Genomic DNA, 21,112 nt, shown 5'->3' with positions numbered 1-21,112 from the left:
AACGCCTATCAGAAATTGATAGGCGTTTTTCATTACGACTTATTTAAACGTTTAATGTCGCACCACCATCAACGACAACATCTTGCATAGTGATATGGTTCGACATATCGGAAGCAAAAAATAAAACGACTTGAGCAATATCACTTGGCTTAGCTATTTTCCCTAATGGTATACCAAGTTTATATTCCTCAGGAAAGCCTTTGATAGTGTTTTGCTCGGCGTCATCATTTGTCCACAACATACGTTGCATAGGCGTATCAGTAGAACCCGGACACACCAGATTACACCGAATGCCATAAGGCGCTAGCTCTAATCCTGCAGTATGACTAAGTGCTGATAATGCGGCTTTTGAGGCACAATAAGCCGCCATATTCTGACGAGGGACTTTTGCAGCGTTCGAACTAATAGTGACTATCGCCCCACTTTTTTGCCCCTTAAACGTCGGAGTCGTATGCTTAATCATTAAAAATGCACCGCCAGCATTGACGTTAAAGCAGTGTTTGAAATCCTCAAAGCTTGTCTCTTCTAGGCTTCCCAGCCGTAATATCCCAGCCCCATTTACTAATACATCTAATCGTGGAAAGTCACTCAGTACCTCAGGCACAATACGAGAAACTGCTTCTTCATTACTAATGTCTAATGTTACATAATCAAAGCCATAAAATTCATGATCAAACGACAAATCAAAGCCAATAACCTTGGCCCCCAGAGAAACAAATTGATTAGCAACCTCTAACCCTATTCCTCTTCCTGCTCCTGTCACCCAAACCGTCTTACCTGAAAAGTCTAGCGAGTTAATCATATAACATCATCCTTAATTCCGAATGCATTCAGCATAGTGCGCATTTTAGCGCTGGTTTCTAACCACTCACTCTCTGGATCTGAATCAGGCACAACCCCAGCGCCAGCGAACAGCGTCACTTTTTCTCCTGACACTTGCGCGCACCGGATAGCAATCGCCCATTCACCATTACCTTGTGCATCGCACCATCCAACCAAACCACTAAAAAACCCTCTTTGATGCGGTTCTAAAGACTCAATATGGCTCTTTGCTTGTAGCGTGGGGGTGCCACACATAGCAGGAGTTGGGTGAATGCACTTTATAAGATCAAATATGGAAGGCGTGTATACGCTAGATAGTGTTGCTTCAATATGCGTCGATAAATGCCACATAGTGGGTGTGCTAATCAGGCTAGGCTCTTCCCGCGCTTTAAGATTTTTAACAATAGGCTGTAAAGCAGAGCGAATTGCATCAACAACTAGCTGATGCTCATAACGATCCTTAGAAGAATTGGAAAGTGTAATTGCTGCCTGTTTATCGGCGTCTATATCATTCGAGCGTTTCGAAGACCCAGCTAAGGGATTTGAAAATATCTTGTTACCCTGCTTTCTGATAAGTAATTCAGGGCTTGCGCCTATCAGAACGCTATTATCAAGCGGAACGCTAAAATGATAGGCACTAGGATTTTGTGCCATGATATTCGCCAATAGCCGAGGAATATCTACTTTTTTATCTAAAGTGAGCTTCAATATTTTTGACAGCACCACTTTTTTTAAAGAATCACTCGCAAAACGGGATAATACGTCTTCTATCATGCCTATAAAATCGACGTGGCTTGGAGCAAATCCAGACTCATGCACATAGTGGACAAAATCAGGATCGACAAAAGGTGTCATTGTGCGATCCATAGGCGTCACTTTTTCATACCATTCAGGCACCACCAGATGCGCAGGCTGACTCATATCAAAAGGAATCGCCCCCACGAGAATAGGATTAACCTTTCCTTGTGATTTTTCTTTGCTAAAAAGCGCGTCGACCTCTTGAGAGAAGGTATGATCGAGAACGGGAATATTAAGCCGCTGGCTAATCCCATTTGTTCGTACAAGATTGAAGCTAGAATTAAATAAAAACAAATCATCTTGAGAGGGATTCAGAGCGAAAGGCCGAGCATAGCTTGGAGAGGTAATGTCCATAAAAAAACTCCTTTTAATGATAATCATTATCAAATAATATAAAGACAATGATAATCACTTGCAATTAATATGACGAGCAATTTACTCGTAAATTATGTGTAAGACGATCAAAGCAGAAAGTGGCTAAAAAATGAGTGATACAAGAATCGCTAGTGGAGCTAAAGGATAGTGGAGAGGGCTATTTTTTATTTTTTAATAGTAATGACTCTTAAATGCGCTTTAAATCTTAACAAAGCCCTTGATTAATTCTCATCTATCCGTAAGATTCCAAACGGAAATAATTCTCAATAAAAACATATTAATGGATCTACGCATACTGTTGGTTTTAGCAATAGGCGTCTCTATTTTGCAGGATATGTTTAAGTAAAAATTAGGAAGTCACTGTTGGTCGATTGTCTGGTGAGAACATTTGGTAAAGGTGTTAAACATCTAAAAATATCGTTATTTCATATGCAACTATCAATTAAACAGCCCAATTGTAGCAGCACATCAAACGCCCTTAAAATATTGGTAATATAATAATGCAATCAGCCATAATTTCTGATGCTATTGCAAGTCAACGACGTAGTGAAAAGCGCCGTTGGACTGTTATCAGCATTCTGCTCATTATTCTTATCTTTTCATTTGTATTAGATATTGCAACAGGACCCTCTTTGCTCAATGTAAAAGAGGTTGCTAATGCCCTACTAAATCTTGTTGGATTGCCAGTCGAGGTTGACCCAACAACACAAGTCATTGTTTCAAGTTTACGTCTTCCTATTGCCATCATGGCGGTTGTTGTTGGTGGCGTGTTAGGTGTTGGTGGTGCGGAAATGCAAACCTTACTTAACAACTCAATGGCAAGTCCATATACACTAGGCATGGCCGCAGCTGCTGGCTTTGGTGCCGCTATGATGCTGTATCTTGGTTCATTGGGTATAAGCACCTATATTGCAGTACCACTAGGAGCCTTTGTTTGCTGCATGCTAGCAGCGACATTTTTATTTGCACTTGCAACTATGAGACACATCAGTTCTGGCCAACTTATATTGGCAGGAATTGCACTGCTATTCTTATTTCAATCCTTACTATCTCTAGTACAATTTATTTCTTCACCAGAACTCAGCCAACAAATTCTATTTTGGCTCTTTGGTAGCTTGTCAAAAGCCTCTTGGTCTAATCTGTCTATTATCATTGGTGTGACCGTTGTTTGCATGTTCTTTTTAATCCGTGATGCATGGAAACTAACGGCATTACGCTTAGGAGAAGAAAGAGCAAAAAGTCTCGGAATCAATATAACTCAACTCCGCTTGCGTACCCTGCTCATAGTTGCCGTTATGACAGCGACAGTGACCAGTTTTGTTGGCATTATTGGATTTGTTGGTATTGTGGCACCAAACATCGCTAAAATTTTAGTGGGTGAAGACCAACGTTTTTTCTTACCACTTTCTTTTGTTATTGGCGCGTTCTTACTATCTAGTGCATCTGTCATGTCAAAAGTTATTGTTCCCGGTGCACTTTTCCCAATTGGTATAGTGACAGCCATCATAGGGGTCCCTTTCTTTTTTTGGCTGATTTTAGGTAAAAGGCGCTAACTTATGTTGCAGGTAACCAATCTAAACATCGCTCTGGATGATCTAATTCTAGCCAAGGATATGAGTTTTCACCTTAAACCTGGAAAGGTCAACGTGATTATAGGTCCAAATGGCACTGGCAAAAGCACCTTATTAAAGACATTATTTGGCGATATCCAGACAGAATCTGGCGAAATTTCCTTCGCCAATCAAACATTACAACGAAAACAGCTATCACATTGGCGCAAACAATTTGGCTATATGCCACAAGATATTCGCCTCGATGTAGAGTTAAGTGCTTTAGAAGTCGTATTACTTGGGCAGTTAGATTCTTTAGGCTTACGTTTAGACGATAGCGTAATAAAAGAAGCCTTATCCGCCCTAGATAAAATTGGTCTATTACATCTTGCTGATAAACAGGTCAATAAACTCAGTGGCGGTCAGTGCCAAATGATATTGTTTGCTCAAGCATTAATGAGAAAACCCAAAATACTCATGTTAGACGAACCCGTTAGCGCCTTAGATTTGCATTTTCAGCATGTTCTTTTAGATCATTTGGATGCGCAAACAAAAGAGCAAAATTGGGTTACAATAATGGTACTTCATGATTTAAACCTTGCCGCTCAATACGCTGATAATTTGTTGGTTCTAAAAGATGGAAAGCTAGTTGCTAGCGGACATCCCAGCGACATACTCACCCCGTCGCTAGTAGAAAGCGTTTATAAGGTTAAAGCTGAAGTCACAAGAGATACTGCAGGTGTTCCCTTTGTACGAACTATCCGCAAAAGCCGATCAGTGACGACTAAAAGTATCTCCCCAAAAGAACAAACTATGAACGTCAAAGAAAGTGTTTACCAAGCATCCTAGCCATAACAAATAATACCTAAACACTTCATAACATTGTTTTATTAAGGCTTACATTAACAACATCATGTTTTCTAGACACATCCTAAAAGATTGGGCGTTACTCTCTCCTGCTGGACGAGTTTTAGTGATAAACGGTTTCACATTCAATCTTGGCTTTTACATGCTCCTCCCCTATTTAGCAGATCACTTGCAACATAATTTAGGGATAAGTGGTTGGTACGTTGGCGTAATCATCGGACTTAGAGTATTAAGTCAGCAAGGTATGTATTTAGTAGGTGGTACGCTAGGAGACAGATTAGGTTACAAACGCCTTATTTTATTAGGATGTGCCATTCGTATTGTCGGATTTACCCTACTAGGTATTGGTCAAACAGTTCCCATATTATTATTAGGGGCATTTTGTTCTGGTTTCGCGGGCGCTCTTTTTACTCCCAGCAGTCAAGCCTACTTAGCCTCTGAATACCCAGAGCAAAGAGCACGAGACAGAGTGTTTGCGTTGCAAAACTTAACTTCTGGGGCGGGGATGCTGCTAGGGCCATTGGTAGGCTTAACGCTACTTTACTTTGACTTCGCTTTAGTGGGAATTATTTCTGCTGGATTATTTTCTGTTCTATTTGTTATTCAGTGGCGTTATTTGCCTGAGCTCGAATCACAAAAAAGTACTATACACACTCACTCGCAGTTTTGGAGACAGTGGGGCCAGATGCTCAGACACAAAACCTTTATTCAATTTGTCATGTGTTCCTCTGTTTATCACTTACTCTTCCACCAGCTCTACATTGCTGTTCCCCATGAAATTCGTTTAGTCACACAAGATGTCACTATCATTACATGGGTGTTTGCAACGTCTTCCATTATGGGAGTTCTAATGCAAATGCCTGTAAGCCGATTTGTAGAGTCCAACTTGGGGACAGCTCGCGGTATCGGTTTCGGAATGGCCATTATGGGCTCATGCTATCTATGGATAAACATTAACTTACCATGGTTTCCAGCACTTCCATTCATACTATGTGCTGTTTTTTTTAGTCTAGGATCCATGTTGGTTTTCCCGTTGTTAGGTGCTTATATACCAAAATTTTGCGAGCCAAAAGAGTTAGGCAGCTATTATGGTTTGTACTCTTGCGTAGGTGGAGTATATGCTTTTATCGGCAACATCAGTACAGGATGGTTGTTATCTTCTACCAACATCGATCACATTTGGATTTGGTCTGGGCTAGCTGGCTTTGGTCTAATATCAGGAATCCTTTTGTATAAGCAAGTCTCAAGCCATACAAAACATCAAAGTACGCTGCTTTTTCGGCCTCTCTAACATTAGAAAGATATCCTCAGCCATCTGAGACTTATGCCATCAGTGATCTAGTCATATAAATGTAATTTATTGTAGCTAAACTTAATCACAACATAAAAGCATGCTATTTTAAGTAATAATTAAGCGCTAATGGATAACGCGCTTCAAATGGATGACATTCTTGCAGGGAGCAAACAAATGATTATAAGTCATATAAACTCTTATGGTTTAAAAGAGCCTCTTTCACAGCAATCATTTGCATTACCCCTTACCACCGCGCAACGCGGACAATGGATCTCGCAAAAATTAGCGCCAAAAGACACGGCTTTTAACATTGCAGAATACATTGAAATGAGAGGAAGCATTGATGTTGTTCACTTTACTTCCGCAATCAAGCAATTAATTAATGAAGCAGACTGCATTCGTAGCCGAATCCTTGAAGAAAACGATGACATAATTCAAGTCATCCACACATCAGACGAAGACTATTTCTCTCTATTAGATTTGAGTTTGGATGCCACTCCTCATCAAACCGCCATCAAATGGATGACTGGGGACATGATGCAGCCCCTCAATAAACCTGATGATAAATTATGGCGCAGTGCTTTATTGAAAATCGACGAAGATCATTACTATTGGTATCACCGCTGCCATCATGTTGTCCTCGATGGCTTTAGCGGAAACTTACTTACCCTCAGGCTTGCAGAAATATACAATGCGCTCCTAAATAATGAAGACGCAGGACCGAACCCATTTGGCTCCGTCGCTTCCCTTGTAGAAGGCGAGCAAGAATATAAATCGTCTAATCGCTATAAAAAAGATCGTCAGTATTGGTTAGGAAACCTAATTAACTTACCCGAAACCACTTCCCTATCTCAAAGAATCGACCTAACGCAGAATCAGCAGCAGTTACGTAAGGCTCTAAAATTATCTCAAGACTTAACGGATAAACTCTCCGCCATCGGCCAAGAAGTAAACGCAAGCCTACCGCAAACCTTAATCGCTTTGGTTGCCGCCTACTTTTATCGTATGACAGGTGCAGACGATTTAGTTTTTGCTATGCCGGTCACAGCAAGAACTCAACGCTCACAACGCAGCACACCAAGCATGATGGCCAATGCTGTACCTATTCGCTTAAGTTTATCAACTGAAATCTCTCTGAATGAATTGATAAAACAAGTTTCTAAAACGGTTCTTAAAGCACTACGTCATCAACAATATCGTTATGAAGACCTTAAACGTGAGCTTGGTTTAATGTCTGCCGGACAACAAATTGCGTCATTGGGCATCAATATAGAGCCTTTTGATTACGACTTAACATTCGGTGATTGCTCAACTACTCTTCATAACTTGAGTAATGCACTGATCGAAGACCTCACAGTCTTCATTTTCGACAGACATGACAACAATGGTTTGAAAGTCGAGTTTGATGCCAACCCGACACGCTACACAGAGCAAGAAATTGAAAAGCATCTAATGCAATTCGAACGCTTAGTAGATGAAATGATCATCACACCAAGCAACCCTATCAGCAAAGCCACTTTGTTAAGCCCTAGTGAACGCCATAAAATCCTACACACTTGGAATGATACGGCTTGCCTCATTCCGCAACAGTCAGTGATTGAAGCATTTAAAGCACAGGCCGTGAACACACCTCATGCCATCGCTGTCTCTTCAGAGGACAGTTCTTTAAGTTATTTCGAGCTAAATGCGCTTTCTAATGCTTGGGCAAATAAACTAATAAATGAACAAGTAACACCTGGGGATTTAATCGCCATTGCACTCACTCGAAATGCCGACATGCTAGTGGCTTTACTGGGCACGCTGAAAGCGGGAGCAGCCTATTTACCACTGGATCCGGACTTTCCAGAAGAGCGCCTTCGTAGCATAGTTGAAGACGCTAATCCAAAGCTTATCCTTAGCTGTCACGGTGCGGTTAGCCAGCTTCCCGCAGTCGATACAAAGATCCTACTGATTGATGATCAACATTCGGACATATCCTTAGATAAAAGTGTTAGCTCCCCTTGTGGCGTTCTCATTGAGGCAAGAAGCCCTGCTTATGTCATCTACACATCTGGCTCAACAGGGCGACCTAAAGGCGTAGAAATACCTCATAATGCCTTGATGAATTTCTTATATTCCATGCAAAAAGAACTTAACCTTTCAAATAAAGATAAGTTCTTGGCAGTGACTACGATTTCTTTCGATATCTCCATCTTAGAACTATTTTTGCCTATTACTGTTGGTGCTTGCGTTGTTATTGCGGATAGAAAAACCGTTCGCGATCCTCAAGCATTAACAGAGTTAGCCGTAAAAGAAGGCGTTACTTTACTTCAGGCGACACCATCCCTTTGGCAAGCACTCTTACCAACCTACAGCAATGAGTTAAAAGGGATTCGACCACTTGTTGGGGGCGAGGCACTACCCGGTCAACTGGCTCAAACTATGTCTAATCTAGGACACCCAGTTGTGAACCTTTACGGCCCAACAGAAACCACCATTTGGTCTAGCATTATGCCTCTGGTTAAACCTACCGATTTGCGTAACCCGCCAATAGGAAGACCTCTACTGAATACCCAGCTCTATGTTTTAGACCATGCAATGGAACCCGTTCCTGTTGGCGTAACAGGCGATTTATACATTGCTGGTGACGGTTTAGCATTAGGTTATTATAAACGTCCAGACTTAACTAATGAGCGTTTTATTCCTAACCCATATGGTAAGGAAGGCAGCCGGCTGTACATTACTGGTGACAAAGCCCGCTGGCGACCTGACGGTTTATTGGAATACCAAGGGCGTGACGACCATCAAATTAAAATTCGCGGCTTCCGCATTGAGATCGGTGACATAGAGTCTGCATTATTAGCTTGTCGTGAAGTGGTGCAAGCCATCGTTGTGGCGCAAACCTCTCCAAATGAAGACAAACAACTCGTTGCTTATGTCATACCTGTTGATAGTAATCTAGATACCAGCGAGCTTCGTCGTCAGCTAATCAATGTCTTACCTGACTATATGGTGCCAGCTCACTTTATGCTGCTGGATGAGATGCCATTAACACCAAATGGAAAAGTCGATCGTAAAGCCTTACCTATGCCTACGTGGCAGGCTTCCAATACTTATGAGCCACCAAGGAATAAGCTAGAAGAAATGCTCACAAGCTTATGGGCAGAAACGCTAGGTCTTACCCTCGTAGGTATACGTGATAACTTTTTTGAAATTGGTGGTGACTCAATCTCGGCAACACGGATTTTGAATCACATCCAGAAAAACTTATCAATTGAAGTGCCATTGGGTGTTTTATTTAAAGCATCCACTATTGCTGACCTTTCTGATTACCTAAGCAAAAGTGAAGATTGGGACCCTTTAATTAGCATGCTGCCAATTAAATCCAGTGGTTCGGAGCCTCCATTATTCTGTATTCATCCAGCATTAGGGTTATCTTGGGGCTATGCTGGGTTATTACGCCACCTGCCAAAGTCCACTCCAGTATATGGCCTACAAGCAACAGGATTACGTCATGCGGCACGACTACCTGAATCCATAGAAGAAATGGCCGAAGAATATTTATCGCAGATAAAACGAGTTCAACCTGAAGGACCATATCGTCTATTAGGCTGGTCATTCGGTGGACTAGTGGCTCATGCTATCGCTGAAAAATTACAGTCGCAAAATGAGGAAATTTCGTTTTTATGTATGCTAGACAGCTACCCATACAAACTTGGTTTCGAACAACCCACTAATGAAGCGGATATTGTGCGCTCCGCCCTACTTTTCCTTGGCTACGACCTCAGCACACTGGAAAAACTGCCTATTAACAAAGAAGAATTAGCCTCGTTACTATGGCGAGACTACGATGACTCTTCTATGTCTGTGGTCCAAGATATTCAGAAAAGCCAAGCGGATATCATGGATAGAGTGCAAACTATTATCGAAAATAACTTAGCGCTTGCAGGGCGCTTTAAACCAGGCAAAGTTGATACAGATTTATTATTTTTTATTGCTGAAGAAAGCGTTAACGGTTCAATGGGCAATATTTTGGAACATCAATCCAATGCTTGGGCCTCAAGAATTACAGGCAAAATCGAAACCCACAGCATTCCCTGTCGACATCAAGATATGCTGGACTCTGAACCTCTTAACGCTATTGCACCAATTATCAAAGAGCGCCTTCAACAAGAGATAGAAGCAGAACAAAGCAAAGCACATTAATGCACGCCACAAAAAATAACCCCAAGCAATTGGGGTTATTTTTTTATTAACAAAGCGAGTAATGGATAATATTTCTATAACTGAAATTCACCAGCACGCTCAGGCTGATAATCTACCTTAACAATGGTCACCGAAAGTACATCGCCGTTTGGTTTTGGCCAATCTATTTGATCACCTTCTTTAAGACCAAGTAAGGCACTACCAACTGGCGCCAAAACAGATACAACATCTTCTGCACCATTAGCATTTTTAGGGTACACCAAGGTTTTGGAAAACTCTTTGCCCGATGATGCCACTTTGAATGTCACTGACGAATTCATTGTCACAATATTATCCGGCATCTCTCGTGGCTCAACAATGTCGGCGCGATTAATCTCCTCCTGCAAATCATCCTTGTTTGGGAATTGAGAATAACTTAACGAATCCAGTATTTTCTCAAGCCTCACGGCGTCTAATGATGAAATGGTTATGGACGGTCTTAGCATCATAATCTACCTTTCTTTTTATCTAACTCGTTGCTTAAAATAGAAAAAAGCCGCAAATAAACTTGTTACCTGCGACTTTATTCAGAAATTTTATGGGTGTGTAAAAGTATGGCGGAAGGGTAATTTTATGCTGGCAAAAAACCTTCCTTGTTATATAACACACTCGTTCCTTTTCGAGAGGTGGCCTTTGCACCACAATGGAACATCATAGTCGAGTCAGAAGACAAAGTCAGCAAACAAAAAGAGCCTGCATGATTCATACAGGCTCCTTTTTATTGAGCAAAAGAAAATCAGTAGCGGAGTTGCTCTAATCCACAGAAAGGGTCAATAGCAGCATCACTATTAAATTCCAATCGCCCTAGCAATCCATCCACCACAGCCTTCTGAACCTCTAATAATGGACTATAGGCGTTGATGTAAACAGGCACTTTTGGAGCATCATACAAAAGATATGGGTGACCGAAAGACACCATCACTGTTGGTATATCCACCCAAGGACGATACATGGCATTTCCAAAACCATCATGCAATGCCATCCAATCGATATAAATATGTGACTTCACCAACATAGATTCATCGGCATTTAGATAGAGCAACAAATCATAGTTACCCACCTCTAGGGCCATCCCTGCTTGGAACTCAGTTACCTCAAAGCCTTCTTCTTTTAGCATATTAGCCACACTTAATGGCGTAGGTTCGGGCATGAATACATGCCGAATGCCAGTAGAAATAATCAATATTCGTGGATGTTGTTCTACACTAATTGGTAAAATCTCATCACGATTTTTCACTAAATGAACGGTTCGACGATTCAATTCGGCAATATGATCCGCGTAATCTGAAGCCAACAGATCATTAAATTTACTGACACTAATCTCATCTTGTTTTTTATACAAACCCAAGGCCGCTTTCATCGCTAAAATACGCAACACGGCTTGCTCCAAGCGCGCCTCAGATACACGCCCCTCACGTACCGCCTTGAGCAAATAGGCATAATCTTCCACCGGATCTTTGCAAAACAGTAGCATGTCACAACCATTTTCTATGGTTTGCGCAACCACCTCTTCACGCTTCGCCCAGCTACTCACACCGGCCATAACAGTAGCGTCCGATACAATTAAGCCATTAAACCCTAGTTCCTCACGTAGTAACTGTTCATTCAGTAATTTGCTTACACTGGCAGGACGCCACCACTCTTCAGGGTTGGTGTCGTGCTGCTTTACATATTCAGGTAAAGCAATGTGGGCTGACATAATTGCCATCACATTATTATCAATCGCACCACGGTAAAGTCGTCCATAATGCTCTTCCCATTCAGGCATAGTGAGTGGATTAACCGTCGTAACTAAATGCTGATCTCTATCATCAAAACCCTCTCCCGGCCAATGCTTGGCTGTTGCCGCAATGCCATTTTTTTGGAAAGTAGAAATATTCGAGCGACTCATAGTCTCGATGATATCAAGATCACTGCCGTAGGATCGTGTCCCAACCACTGCGCTGCGAAATTTAGCATTAATATCGATAACTGGGGTAAATGACCAATTTATGCCAAGCAACTTCGCTTCTTGAGCAATAACTTGAGTGCAGTACTCTACCGCTTCTTCATCTTTTAAACCCGCAAGGCCGAGCTGATTTGGCACTTGGGCACCAAAAGGAAAGCTCATACCGCCTCCCTCAAGGTCACCACTCACTAAAAGAGGAATGACAGAATGATGGCGAAGTTGATTCATCGTCTTAACTTCTGTTGTAAGGTCTTGTCCGACAAACTTCGTCACAGCCCCAGGTTGAATCGTCTTAATAAGAGACAATTCCTCCTCAGAATTTGCCCTAACAATAAGATTAAACAGCTGCCCTACTTTTTGTTCTAACGATAACCCTAAATAGGTTTCATTTACCCATGCCAGTTCATCATCACCTAGAAAAAATGGCGCCTTACGAAATGATTCATTCATATTAAAATCTCTGTATTCTTTAATTAACTTGATTCGCCTCACGAGCCACGCGTAATTCAGCCTGCATAGTCTCTTCGATTTCTTGCGTAATCGGATAAAAATAAGCGATAAATGCAACACAACCAGCACCAAAAGCAGGAATCAAACTCATGAAAAGTAAAATCATTTGAACAGACTCAGCCGTTTGCTCAACGCCCGCTTGATAACCCGCAACACTTAATCCGATACCAACCAAAGCACCACTTAAGCCCATACCAAATTTATGAGAAAAAGTGGCAGAACTCGTCGATAACCCAACCACTCGTCGACCAGATTTCCACTCAACATAATCTGCAGTATCAGCCACCAGCCCCCATAGGGAAGAAGCGGCAATACCTTTAGACAGCTGGTTAAAAAAGATAATGGCGTAGATCACAAACATATTAGATGGGTCTACCCAATACAGATTGCTAATACAACACATACTCAACAAGGCACCCGTAATTACCAAACTCCTTTTTGAATAGCTCTTCACTAACTGAGACATCAACGCCGAGCCTGCGATCATTCCTAGACTAGCCATAGTAAAGAACATTCCAGCTTTACTGGTATCACCTACGATATAAGTAAAATAATACATACCTACAGCAAACGGCATAATAGTAAAGGTAAACAATGGAATACCCATTAAAATCGTCACCCACCAAGCACGATTTTTTATAACCACCGCAAAATCGTCTTTCAAAGAGGAACGCTGTTTTATCATTGGGACACGTTCTTTGACACGGGAAAAACATAGCCAAAACGTCACGACCATAATGACACTGAGCAACATCATGGTGTATTGAAAGCCTTGCTGTTTATTACCATCACCAAAGAATTCAACAAGCGGCAAGGTACTCGCATTTACCAGTAATGCCCCAGTAAAGGCTAAAACCATTCGAAATGATGCCATCTGACCACGCTCAACAGGACTATCCGATATGGTCGCAGGTAAAGAGGAGTATGGAATGTTGATGGCAGTGTACAGTGTCATCAGCAAAATATAGGTCACAAATGCCCAAATGATTTTTCCCGATTCATCTAAATCAGGCGTGGTAAAAGTAAGTGTAGCGACAATAGCAAGGGGAATAGGAACATAGAGTAAATAGGGACGAAATTTACCAAATCGAGATTGAGTTCTATCGCCTATCATCCCCATTAGAGGATCTGAAATGGCATCCCACATTCGTGTAACAAAGAATAATGTCCCAACCAGTGCAGCAGAAATCCCAAATACATCGGTATAGAAAAACATCAGATAGGTGCCCACCGCAGTAAACACCACATTGCTAGCTAAGTCACCAAAGCCATAACTAACCTTATCGAAAAACGACAACTTCTTCATAATGTAACCTTATTTTTATTTATTGTTGGGCTTCATTATGGGAATTAATCTGCTTGGAGCTATCCGATTTTTGATCTAATTATTAGCCTTTTTTTGACCTATATAAAATACACTTAAACAATAATCTTCTAGAGATACAAAAATTGCTTATCTAGCCAAGGCATGATTTTCTTTTTTAAAATAACCAGATCAACCCCCGCGTAAGCTTGACCAATACTGACTAAATTCACCGTCCCACGCTTAAGTCGAAACTCCGTTGGCGTACAATCGTATTCACGGCGAAAGGCTGAATTAAAGGCTTTCACGGAAGGAAAACCATGCTCCAACGCAATGTCCGATATCGCTTTTTTGGGTTTCTGAGCCAAATCTGACAAGCTTTTTTCTAACCGATAATGTGTCAGATAACGCAAAAAAGTCTCACCTACTTTAGCCTTAAAATAACGACTCAAATACGCTTCTGATAATCCCCGCTCTTCAGCAAGCAAGGATAAAGAAATATGTTCTTGATAACGCGATGTAATCTGACGCAGCAAATCATTCATCAATAGAGTGGATTCAAGAGAGTCAGCTTTAATCGTATTAGTTGAAGGAAAGTAGCGGGCAAACAACAAGCCAAGCTGGCCAAGTAAACAGGATTGAGCTTGTTGCCAATGATCGCCCTTGTAATGCTGTTCCCACCATAAGTGCGCTATCAGTCGTTTAATCGTTGGCAACATATTTTTTTGCACCAAACTCCACGCTTTCATAGGACGAGTATCCAAAGTCACCCCCGCAAAATTGTGCTGCAAACACAACACTAAATTATCCTCTTCGGTGGATTGAGTTGCGTGAGGCAATGCTTTATCAATAAACAAAACGTCGCCTTCTTGTAATAGCAGTATTTCATCCATTACTTGAACACGAATACGACCTTTCACTACCCATAAACACTCATGAGCATCATGGTGATGCAATTCACATTGAGTGACGCAATGAGCAAATATACTGGTTTCCTCTTCCAATATTTCAGATCGATTAGACAAGTACATAACAAGCTTACATCCCTATTGATTCACCCTAATTCGAAATAAGCCATTCTAAAGCTTATTTTAAAGAACCGAATCTTAAAGAAGTAAGTTCACAATGTCACAGATAAAAAAGCCCCGCATTTCGCGAGGCTCTTTGATGTTCGACTCTTGTAGAAGTTAAACGCTGGTGTTTTTCACCGAGAACATGCCGAAACCAGCCACCACCAAAAAGCAAGCGGCTGGCACGACGTAAGAAAAAATCGCGCCGTATTCATCAATGGTAGCACCTTGCACCAGCGGCATCACCGCACCACCTAAGATGGCCATAACCAAACCCGCAGAGCCAAATTTCGTATCACTTCCCAGTCCATCCAATGCGATGCTGTATATGGTTGGGAACATCAAAGACAAACACGCAGAAATAGACACGATGGCCCAAACACCCGTTACATCAGGCACCATTACGGCATACAAGCACAAAGTGGTTCCTAATAAAGCCAAAATACTTAGCAATACAGCCGGACGGAAGAAGCCCATTAACCAAGTCATCACAAAACGCGAGATTAAGAAAATGATCAAACTATACTGTAGGTAATCGGAAGCGCTTGCCTCCGTACCACCCAGTGTTGCTTGAACATATTGAATAGTAAAAGTCCAAGTGCAGGTTTGTGCCGCCACATTAAAAAACTGCGCAACGACGCCCCAACGGTACTGTTTTCGAGCCATCAATCGACCTAACGTGGCAACAAAATCAATAGTCTGTACTTCATCAACATTGACCTTGTTAGCCGATTTAGGCACACGCATAAAGTAGATCAATACCCAGATAATCATCAGCACAAACGCCATACCGACATAAGGCGTCATCACACTGTTTAACTCATCAGCACGAATACTCAGCAAGGCTTCTGGCGCCATCGTTGCTCTTTCTTCTGCCGTGGCCGTGTTTAGATTAGGAAGAATCAATGTCGCAGCCAGAAAAACACCGATATTAGTGCCTACTGGGTTAAAAGCTTGAGCCAAATTTAAACGACGCGCTGCGCTGCCTTCTGGTCCCATTGTCATCACAAATGGGTTTGCCGAAGTTTCTAAGATAGACAAGCCCGCCGCTAGAATAAATAAAGCAGCCAAAAAGAAGCCATAAGTCATAGAAACACTGGCTGGATAAAAGGCCAGAGCCCCTAAGATCGCCAAGCCCAAACCAGTCAAAACACCGGCCTTGTATGAGTAACGCGCATTGATAAATGCCGCTGGAATCGCCAAACAGAAATACGCACCGTAATAAGCGAACTGTACTAAAGCCGATTCAAGTGTACTCATGGTAAAAATTTTGCTAAAGACCTTTACCAATGGGTCAGTCATGTTGGCAGCGACGCCCCATGCCGCGAAGCAAGTAATCAATAGAATAAATGCGACTTTCATGTTCGGGTAAACGAACGGAGCCGAAAGGGAATTTTCAGGAGCTGTATTTTGATTTTTCATAAAGCAAACAACATCTATTATTTATAGTTGGATGATAAGACGTGTTTCATATCTATCCCCAAAAGACAGACTAAAAACACCTCAACACCATCAGACATTGATATAGGCTAACCGCAGCTTGGGACATTATTTTGATGGATCTATAACCACTCAAAAAATGCCCTTTTTACGACCAACATCAAACACAAGGTGCGAGATCCTACCATCAACTTCCCATAAAAATGTGCTTGCAAAATAAAACTTAGCGCTTTGCAATTGGATTAACTTTTTTTTACCCATTTCATTAACATAAATGAAATATTCATGACTCAAAGTTCATTTTCACTTTCTCTAAAACCTCCCTAACTCGTACTAATCATTCTTGTTAAGTGTATTTTTCCGCAGTAATCGCAACGCGTTTGCAGTGACCAATGCGGTTGCGCCAGAGTCCGCTAATACGGCCAACCACAACCCAGTTATACCCAGTAACGTAGTGACCAAAAAGACCGCCTTTAACCCTAACGCCAAGGTGATATTTTGGCGAATATTGGCATTGGTCGCACGAGACAAACGAATCATCTCGGCCAAGCCCTGCAAGCGATTATGAGTTAACGCCGCATCGGCCGTTTCTAAAGCCACATCCGTGCCGCTTCCCATAGCAATGCCAATAGTGGAGGCTTTCATTGCTGGCGCATCATTAATGCCATCACCGACCATGGCCGTGGCTTGCTGCTGATTCAATTGTGTGACCGCAATCACCTTATCCTCTGGTAACAAGCTCGCGCGGAAATCTATGTTCAGTTCTGCAGCAATCGCTGCCGCAGCTCGGGCATTATCCCCCGTTAGCATCACACCATTAATGCCCAAATCGGCGAGGTTTTTCAACGCTACTTTAGCATCGTCACGTAATCTATCTCGTAATGAAATCAGACCGATCGACTCGCCGTCTTGCAGTACCACAACGACCGTTTTACCTTCTTCTTCAAGATGAATGACTTGCTGCTGAATACTATCGTCTAACGTTCGCGCTAATTTACTGGGTGCGCTTATGCTGATTTTCTTACCGGCAAAATTTCCTTCTACCCCCACACCCGCCACGGTCTTGCGATTATCGGCATGAACGAGAGCAACGCCTTGTTGCTCGGTGTAATCCACAATAGCCTTCGCCAATGGATGATGGGAACCCATTTCAACCGACGCAGCCGCCGCCAATACGTGATGCACATTTGCATTATTAAAAGACACCACATCTGTCACGCTTGGTTTGCCTTCGGTGAGCGTGCCAGTTTTATCAAGCGCAATGGTTTTGATTCGGCCTAGTTGCTCTAACGCCAATCCGCCCTTAATCAAAGTGCCTCGACGAGTGGCCGCCGCTAGACCAGAAGTAATCGCCGCAGGCGTTGAAATCACCAAAGCACAAGGACAACCAATCAATAACAAAGCCAAGCCGCGATAAATCCAGGTATCCCAAGGTTGAGCGAAAGCCAAGGGTGGAATCAAGATCACCAAGACAGAAATCAGCATAATCACAGGCGTGTAGATGCGACTGAATGTATCTAAGAAGCGCTCAAGGGGGGCTCGGCGCTCTTCCGCCTCTTCAATAAGCTGCAAAATTCGATCTATGGCGTTCTTACCAGGCTGGGATACAACTTTTAACCTCACCACTCTATCGGCCAGCAAGCTGCCAGCGGGAACTTTTTCACCAGATGAACGTTCAACAGGAACAGATTCCCCAGTCAAAGCGCTTTCATCAAAACTTGCCATTTCAGACAAGAGTTCCGCATCCGCAGGCAAGCGTTCACCCGGTGACACTTCAATCTCATCCCCTGGGCGTAAATCCGCAATAGCGATTTTTTGGCGTACTCCGTCTTTGATAATCAAGGCTTCTTCTGGCAGCAAGGCCATCAAGGCGCTGACGCCCTTGCGCGCGCGATTCGCCGCATAAGACTCTAGGCACTCACCAATCATAAACAGCAGCAACACCATGGCGGCTTCTGCGGTGGCACCGATAAATAATGCGCCAATCGCTGCGACGCTCATTAGAGTTTCAATGGCAAAAGGTGAACCACTGCGCATCATGCGCCATGACTTTTTCATGATGGGTACTAAACCAATAAAGGTAGTCACAATAAAAGCCGCTTCACCAAAGACAGGATTAAATTGCGTTATTCCCCAGCTTAATAACATCAAGAAGGCCAATCCAACAATCGGACCGTATTCCGTTAATTGCTGGCGAGAAAACCATGAAGCCGTTTGTTGTTCAGAGTGGGTAGGCTTTTGGCTCTGCTGCTTGGAAGCACTGGCATCAAAAGAAACTAAGTCAAAGCCAATGCCTTTTACAGCGTTTTGAATTTTGTCAGACACATCAGCATTCGCCGACACTCGAAGTTTTTCAGTAGAGAAAACCACATTGACACTTAATACACCTTCAACAGAAGTAACCGCCTTCTCAATGGAACGCGCACAACTGGCGCAATCCATTCCGCTAACTCGCCAACTATAATTCTGCTTACCTGTTTCTTGCCCTATATAGGCATAGTCACTGGAATCAGCGAATGTGCCGCAACTGGCGTCGTCTTCGTCATCAGAAGAACAGCACTGGCTTTCTTTTTTCCCGCTATCATCGCTTACACAGCAAGAGGAAACGTCGCTTGCCGTCGAACAACAAGATCCGCATGTCTCTTGATGATAATGAGCTTGATGAACATGAGCTTGAGATTGACTAGAAGGGTGACACTGACATGAAGAATGAGATTGGCAGTTTTCTTTATGTTTACCTGATGAGTGATGCATAAATCTCTCCTGTTATGAGTCTATAACAGGAGTGTAGACCTTGGAGTATACTCCAAGGTCAAGCAAATGAAGTACATTTATATAAACTTAAAACAAGACAGTAATAGTCGCTGAGAATATGTGTTCTATTATTAAAGCACAGCTGCTCGATTACCTGCTTTCCCCCAAACTAAAATATCAAATTCCCGTAAAGCCGGATCATAATATGGATCATTCATAACAAGCTCATTGGCTCGCTCAAAAGAGTCCACTTCAAGCACCCAAAGACCACCAACGAATATACCACCCACTTCTTCGCGGAGCCCACCACCAATAGAAATTTCTGTATGATTCGATTCCAAGTAAGCCAAATGTTGCTCTTCATAGATGGCTCGATGAGCCATCATCGCAGGCTTATCTTTAAATATAACAATCAACCGCATCAGTAATCCTCTCTACATCATTCATTTTTGATTTAAGAAACTCACACCTTCTACTTCTAATACTGTTTTCGCATCGGTACGTTCCATGATTTTCACCAGGGCGGATTGAATCACTTCGTCTTCACGAACATCACTTTGGCCCGCAAAACGCTGATCTTGTGGCTCGGCGCCTTCTTCAGCCGTAAAAGTCACAACCACTTCTGTGGCGATGTCCTTTGTATCGCCAAAATAGGCAATGGAAAGCTGCGGATAACCTTTGAAACCCATTTTTACTTTCTTCGCGATACGTTTTTTAGATTTATCTATGTTCATGCTGCCTGCCTAAAGGGAAAAGTATTGAGTCTCTATAAAAGCCATTACTGAATTAAACCACAAAGCAGATGCTTCAAGATAAATTAACTTACTTAATTAAGCTAAGCGCCGCTCTAAATTCATTCGCTCGACAATCACCAATCAATTCAAACAAACACATTTCAAGACTGGTCACTTCCGCACCTTTGCGAGCTAACTTGGCAAGCGCCATGTCTTTATTCTCTATCGTTCGAGATGACACACAATCGCTAACCAATTCCACGTCATAACCTAAGTCCAACAAACCTAATGCCGTTTGATAAACACAAATATGTGCTTCGATTCCGGTAATAAGCCATGTGTTCATCTTGGCCTTTTTAATCGCCTCGACAAAAATGGGCTCACCACAGGCGCTAAAAGAATACTTAGCAATAGGTTCAACCATGTCTAACACTTCACGCAATTCCGGTACGGTTGCGCCCAGTTTTTCAGGGTTTTGCTCTAACCACAGAATAGGCATTCCAAGTAGCTTGGCGGCTTTTACTAGCTTAACCAAATTAGCGATAAACGCCTCGCTGTCATGAACGATCGTCGCTAGCTTTCCTTGTACATCGATCACCACCAAACCCGTTTTGTCTTTTCTTAACATGCTGCTTTCCTTTTTATTTTTTCACGCTGCCTTTAAACCAATTTGATACCCAGTGACGTCAGCAAGCTCACCGCTTCATATCGACAAAAGATGGCGTTTTTAATGGTATTTTTCTTCACATCAATATCGTAATTGGTCGCACCATTAAAATCGGCGCCTGTAAGATTGGTGTTCACAAACAAACTGTTGGTTAAATCGGTGCCAGTAAAACGCGCACGGGAAATCCTTGCTTCTCGAAAATCCACGTCATGCGCTCGGCAATCTTCAAACACGACACCTGATAATTTCAAGCCATAAAACGATGAAGCATTCACCAGACATTCTTTAAAAAATAACGGCTCACCTAACTCCAAGCCTCGCCAATAAGCTTTGGTCCAATCCACACCCAGCACTCTAGATTCATAAAACTTCACGTCGGAGAACTTGCTGTTTCTCACATTCATTGCCGTTAATTTGCACTGACGGAACTGACAGTCTTTAAAGGTGCAAGCATCAAAAAACGCTTCGGTAAAATCACAAGATTCAAATACGCAAGACTCAAACACCTTACGACTCACCTTGCCCTGATCCATCGACAAATCCATAAAGGTCTTGCCATAAAAAGCCTCATCGTTCGGCAATACATGTTCCATTACATTCTCCCTTCACTAGAAAAACTAAAGTAACAAGAGATGTCAGCGTGCTCAATCTAATAAGGTTATTTAGCTTGAAAAACCGTTCGCAAAAACTTTTTTGCACATATGTGCAAAATGTCATCGGTTTGTCATAGAGGAAGATTATTGTTTAGAAAATTAC

General features: G+C 42.3%; 17 protein-coding genes. 4 read left to right on the top strand and 13 right to left on the bottom strand.

The window, feature by feature from the left end; genetic code table 11:
• Positions 1-43: 43 nt before the first annotated feature.
• Together dhbA and C0J08_RS07835 are read right to left on the bottom strand one after the other, a co-directional pair.
• Complete coding sequence (gene dhbA / locus C0J08_RS07840; protein WP_283247156.1) at positions 44-802, bottom strand: 2,3-dihydro-2,3-dihydroxybenzoate dehydrogenase; 759 nt, start codon at positions 800-802, stop codon at positions 44-46.
• Entirely contained in the window at positions 799-1,974 is a 1,176-nt protein-coding gene (locus C0J08_RS07835; RefSeq protein WP_212655562.1) for an isochorismate synthase, read from the bottom strand. Before C0J08_RS07835 ends, dhbA begins: the two co-directional genes overlap by 4 nt.
• Positions 1,975-2,495: 521 nt before the next feature.
• On the opposite strand from C0J08_RS07835, the gene C0J08_RS07830 reads away from it, so the two are divergent.
• The 4 genes from C0J08_RS07830 to C0J08_RS07815 all read left to right on the top strand — a co-directional run bounded on the left by C0J08_RS07830 (position 2,496) and on the right by C0J08_RS07815 (position 9,891).
• Positions 2,496-3,548, top strand: a complete 1,053-nt coding sequence (locus tag C0J08_RS07830; RefSeq protein WP_212655559.1) for a FecCD family ABC transporter permease — start codon at positions 2,496-2,498, stop codon at positions 3,546-3,548.
• 3 nt (positions 3,549-3,551) lie between these two features.
• Positions 3,552-4,394: an ABC transporter ATP-binding protein gene (locus tag C0J08_RS07825; RefSeq protein WP_212655557.1), complete on the top strand. Its 843-nt coding sequence runs from the start codon at positions 3,552-3,554 to the stop codon at positions 4,392-4,394.
• Between the two features lie 64 nt (positions 4,395-4,458).
• Positions 4,459-5,703, top strand: a complete 1,245-nt coding sequence (locus C0J08_RS07820; RefSeq protein WP_212655554.1) for an MDR family MFS transporter — start codon at positions 4,459-4,461, stop codon at positions 5,701-5,703.
• A 177-nt stretch (positions 5,704-5,880) separates the two neighbouring features.
• Positions 5,881-9,891 (top strand): non-ribosomal peptide synthetase, encoded by a 4,011-nt coding sequence (locus tag C0J08_RS07815; RefSeq protein WP_212655551.1) that lies wholly within the window; start codon positions 5,881-5,883, stop codon positions 9,889-9,891.
• Positions 9,892-9,965: 74 nt separating this feature from the next.
• Here the strand turns inward: C0J08_RS07815 and rnk are convergent, their stop codons facing one another.
• From rnk to C0J08_RS07765, 11 genes are all read right to left on the bottom strand, one after another.
• A complete protein-coding gene (gene rnk / locus C0J08_RS07810) occupies positions 9,966-10,379 on the bottom strand; it encodes a nucleoside diphosphate kinase regulator (protein ID WP_212655548.1) in 414 nt (137 codons plus the stop codon).
• A gap of 122 nt (positions 10,380-10,501) precedes the next feature.
• Positions 10,502-10,636, bottom strand: coding sequence for a hypothetical protein (locus C0J08_RS22725; RefSeq protein WP_283247155.1), 135 nt, complete (start codon positions 10,634-10,636; stop codon positions 10,502-10,504).
• Positions 10,637-10,666: 30 nt separating this feature from the next.
• On the bottom strand, positions 10,667-12,328 hold the full coding sequence (locus C0J08_RS07805; RefSeq protein ID WP_212655545.1) for a glycoside hydrolase family 3 protein: 1,662 nt from the start codon (positions 12,326-12,328) through the stop codon (positions 10,667-10,669).
• Positions 12,329-12,347: 19 nt separating this feature from the next.
• Positions 12,348-13,694 carry an MFS transporter gene (locus C0J08_RS07800; RefSeq protein WP_212655542.1) on the bottom strand — a complete coding sequence of 449 codons (1,347 nt, stop codon included), beginning with the start codon at positions 13,692-13,694 and terminating at the stop codon, positions 12,348-12,350.
• A 128-nt stretch (positions 13,695-13,822) separates the two neighbouring features.
• A complete protein-coding gene (locus tag C0J08_RS07795) occupies positions 13,823-14,722 on the bottom strand; it encodes a helix-turn-helix transcriptional regulator (protein ID WP_212655539.1) in 900 nt (299 codons plus the stop codon).
• A gap of 156 nt (positions 14,723-14,878) precedes the next feature.
• Positions 14,879-16,183 (bottom strand): L-fucose:H+ symporter permease, encoded by a 1,305-nt coding sequence (gene fucP / locus C0J08_RS07790; protein ID WP_212655536.1) that lies wholly within the window; start codon positions 16,181-16,183, stop codon positions 14,879-14,881.
• A gap of 351 nt (positions 16,184-16,534) precedes the next feature.
• On the bottom strand, positions 16,535-18,955 hold the full coding sequence (locus C0J08_RS07785; protein ID WP_212655533.1) for a zinc/cadmium/mercury/lead-transporting ATPase: 2,421 nt from the start codon (positions 18,953-18,955) through the stop codon (positions 16,535-16,537).
• A 131-nt stretch (positions 18,956-19,086) separates the two neighbouring features.
• Positions 19,087-19,377: a YciI family protein gene (locus tag C0J08_RS07780; RefSeq protein WP_212655530.1), complete on the bottom strand. Its 291-nt coding sequence runs from the start codon at positions 19,375-19,377 to the stop codon at positions 19,087-19,089.
• Between the two features lie 21 nt (positions 19,378-19,398).
• Entirely contained in the window at positions 19,399-19,689 is a 291-nt protein-coding gene (locus C0J08_RS07775) for a hypothetical protein (protein WP_212655527.1), read from the bottom strand.
• 88 nt (positions 19,690-19,777) lie between these two features.
• Positions 19,778-20,317 carry a hydrolase gene (locus tag C0J08_RS07770; protein WP_212655524.1) on the bottom strand — a complete coding sequence of 180 codons (540 nt, stop codon included), beginning with the start codon at positions 20,315-20,317 and terminating at the stop codon, positions 19,778-19,780.
• Between the two features lie 32 nt (positions 20,318-20,349).
• Complete coding sequence (locus C0J08_RS07765; protein WP_212655522.1) at positions 20,350-20,949, bottom strand: pentapeptide repeat-containing protein; 600 nt, start codon at positions 20,947-20,949, stop codon at positions 20,350-20,352.
• Between the last annotated feature and the right edge of the window lie 163 nt (positions 20,950-21,112).

The sequence above is a fragment of the Marinomonas sp. CT5 genome (assembly GCF_018336975.1).
GTDB lineage: Bacteria > Pseudomonadota > Gammaproteobacteria > Pseudomonadales > Marinomonadaceae > Marinomonas.
This window is presented reverse-complemented; position numbering and strand designations above follow the sequence as displayed.

What these genes read in the sequence shown, in the direction of transcription:
- C0J08_RS07825 (WP_212655557.1), top strand. Translation starts at nt 3,552, where the DNA reads ATGTTGCAGGTAACCAATCTAAACATCGCTCTGGATGATCTAATTCTA.
- C0J08_RS07800 (WP_212655542.1), bottom strand. Translation starts at nt 13,694, where the DNA reads ATGAAGAAGTTGTCGTTTTTCGATAAGGTTAGTTATGGCTTTGGTGAC.
- C0J08_RS07795 (WP_212655539.1), bottom strand. Translation starts at nt 14,722, where the DNA reads ATGTACTTGTCTAATCGATCTGAAATATTGGAAGAGGAAACCAGTATA.
- C0J08_RS07830 (WP_212655559.1), top strand. Translation starts at nt 2,496, where the DNA reads ATGCAATCAGCCATAATTTCTGATGCTATTGCAAGTCAACGACGTAGT.
- C0J08_RS22725 (WP_283247155.1), bottom strand. Translation starts at nt 10,636, where the DNA reads ATGAATCATGCAGGCTCTTTTTGTTTGCTGACTTTGTCTTCTGACTCG.
- rnk (WP_212655548.1), bottom strand. Translation starts at nt 10,379, where the DNA reads ATGATGCTAAGACCGTCCATAACCATTTCATCATTAGACGCCGTGAGG.
- C0J08_RS07765 (WP_212655522.1), bottom strand. Translation starts at nt 20,949, where the DNA reads ATGGAACATGTATTGCCGAACGATGAGGCTTTTTATGGCAAGACCTTT.
- C0J08_RS07820 (WP_212655554.1), top strand. Translation starts at nt 4,459, where the DNA reads ATGTTTTCTAGACACATCCTAAAAGATTGGGCGTTACTCTCTCCTGCT.
- C0J08_RS07835 (WP_212655562.1), bottom strand. Translation starts at nt 1,974, where the DNA reads ATGGACATTACCTCTCCAAGCTATGCTCGGCCTTTCGCTCTGAATCCC.
- C0J08_RS07785 (WP_212655533.1), bottom strand. Translation starts at nt 18,955, where the DNA reads ATGCATCACTCATCAGGTAAACATAAAGAAAACTGCCAATCTCATTCT.
- C0J08_RS07775 (WP_212655527.1), bottom strand. Translation starts at nt 19,689, where the DNA reads ATGAACATAGATAAATCTAAAAAACGTATCGCGAAGAAAGTAAAAATG.
- dhbA (WP_283247156.1), bottom strand. Translation starts at nt 802, where the DNA reads ATGATTAACTCGCTAGACTTTTCAGGTAAGACGGTTTGGGTGACAGGA.
- fucP (WP_212655536.1), bottom strand. Translation starts at nt 16,183, where the DNA reads ATGAAAAATCAAAATACAGCTCCTGAAAATTCCCTTTCGGCTCCGTTC.
- C0J08_RS07780 (WP_212655530.1), bottom strand. Translation starts at nt 19,377, where the DNA reads ATGCGGTTGATTGTTATATTTAAAGATAAGCCTGCGATGATGGCTCAT.
- C0J08_RS07805 (WP_212655545.1), bottom strand. Translation starts at nt 12,328, where the DNA reads ATGAATGAATCATTTCGTAAGGCGCCATTTTTTCTAGGTGATGATGAA.
- C0J08_RS07815 (WP_212655551.1), top strand. Translation starts at nt 5,881, where the DNA reads ATGATTATAAGTCATATAAACTCTTATGGTTTAAAAGAGCCTCTTTCA.
- C0J08_RS07770 (WP_212655524.1), bottom strand. Translation starts at nt 20,317, where the DNA reads ATGTTAAGAAAAGACAAAACGGGTTTGGTGGTGATCGATGTACAAGGA.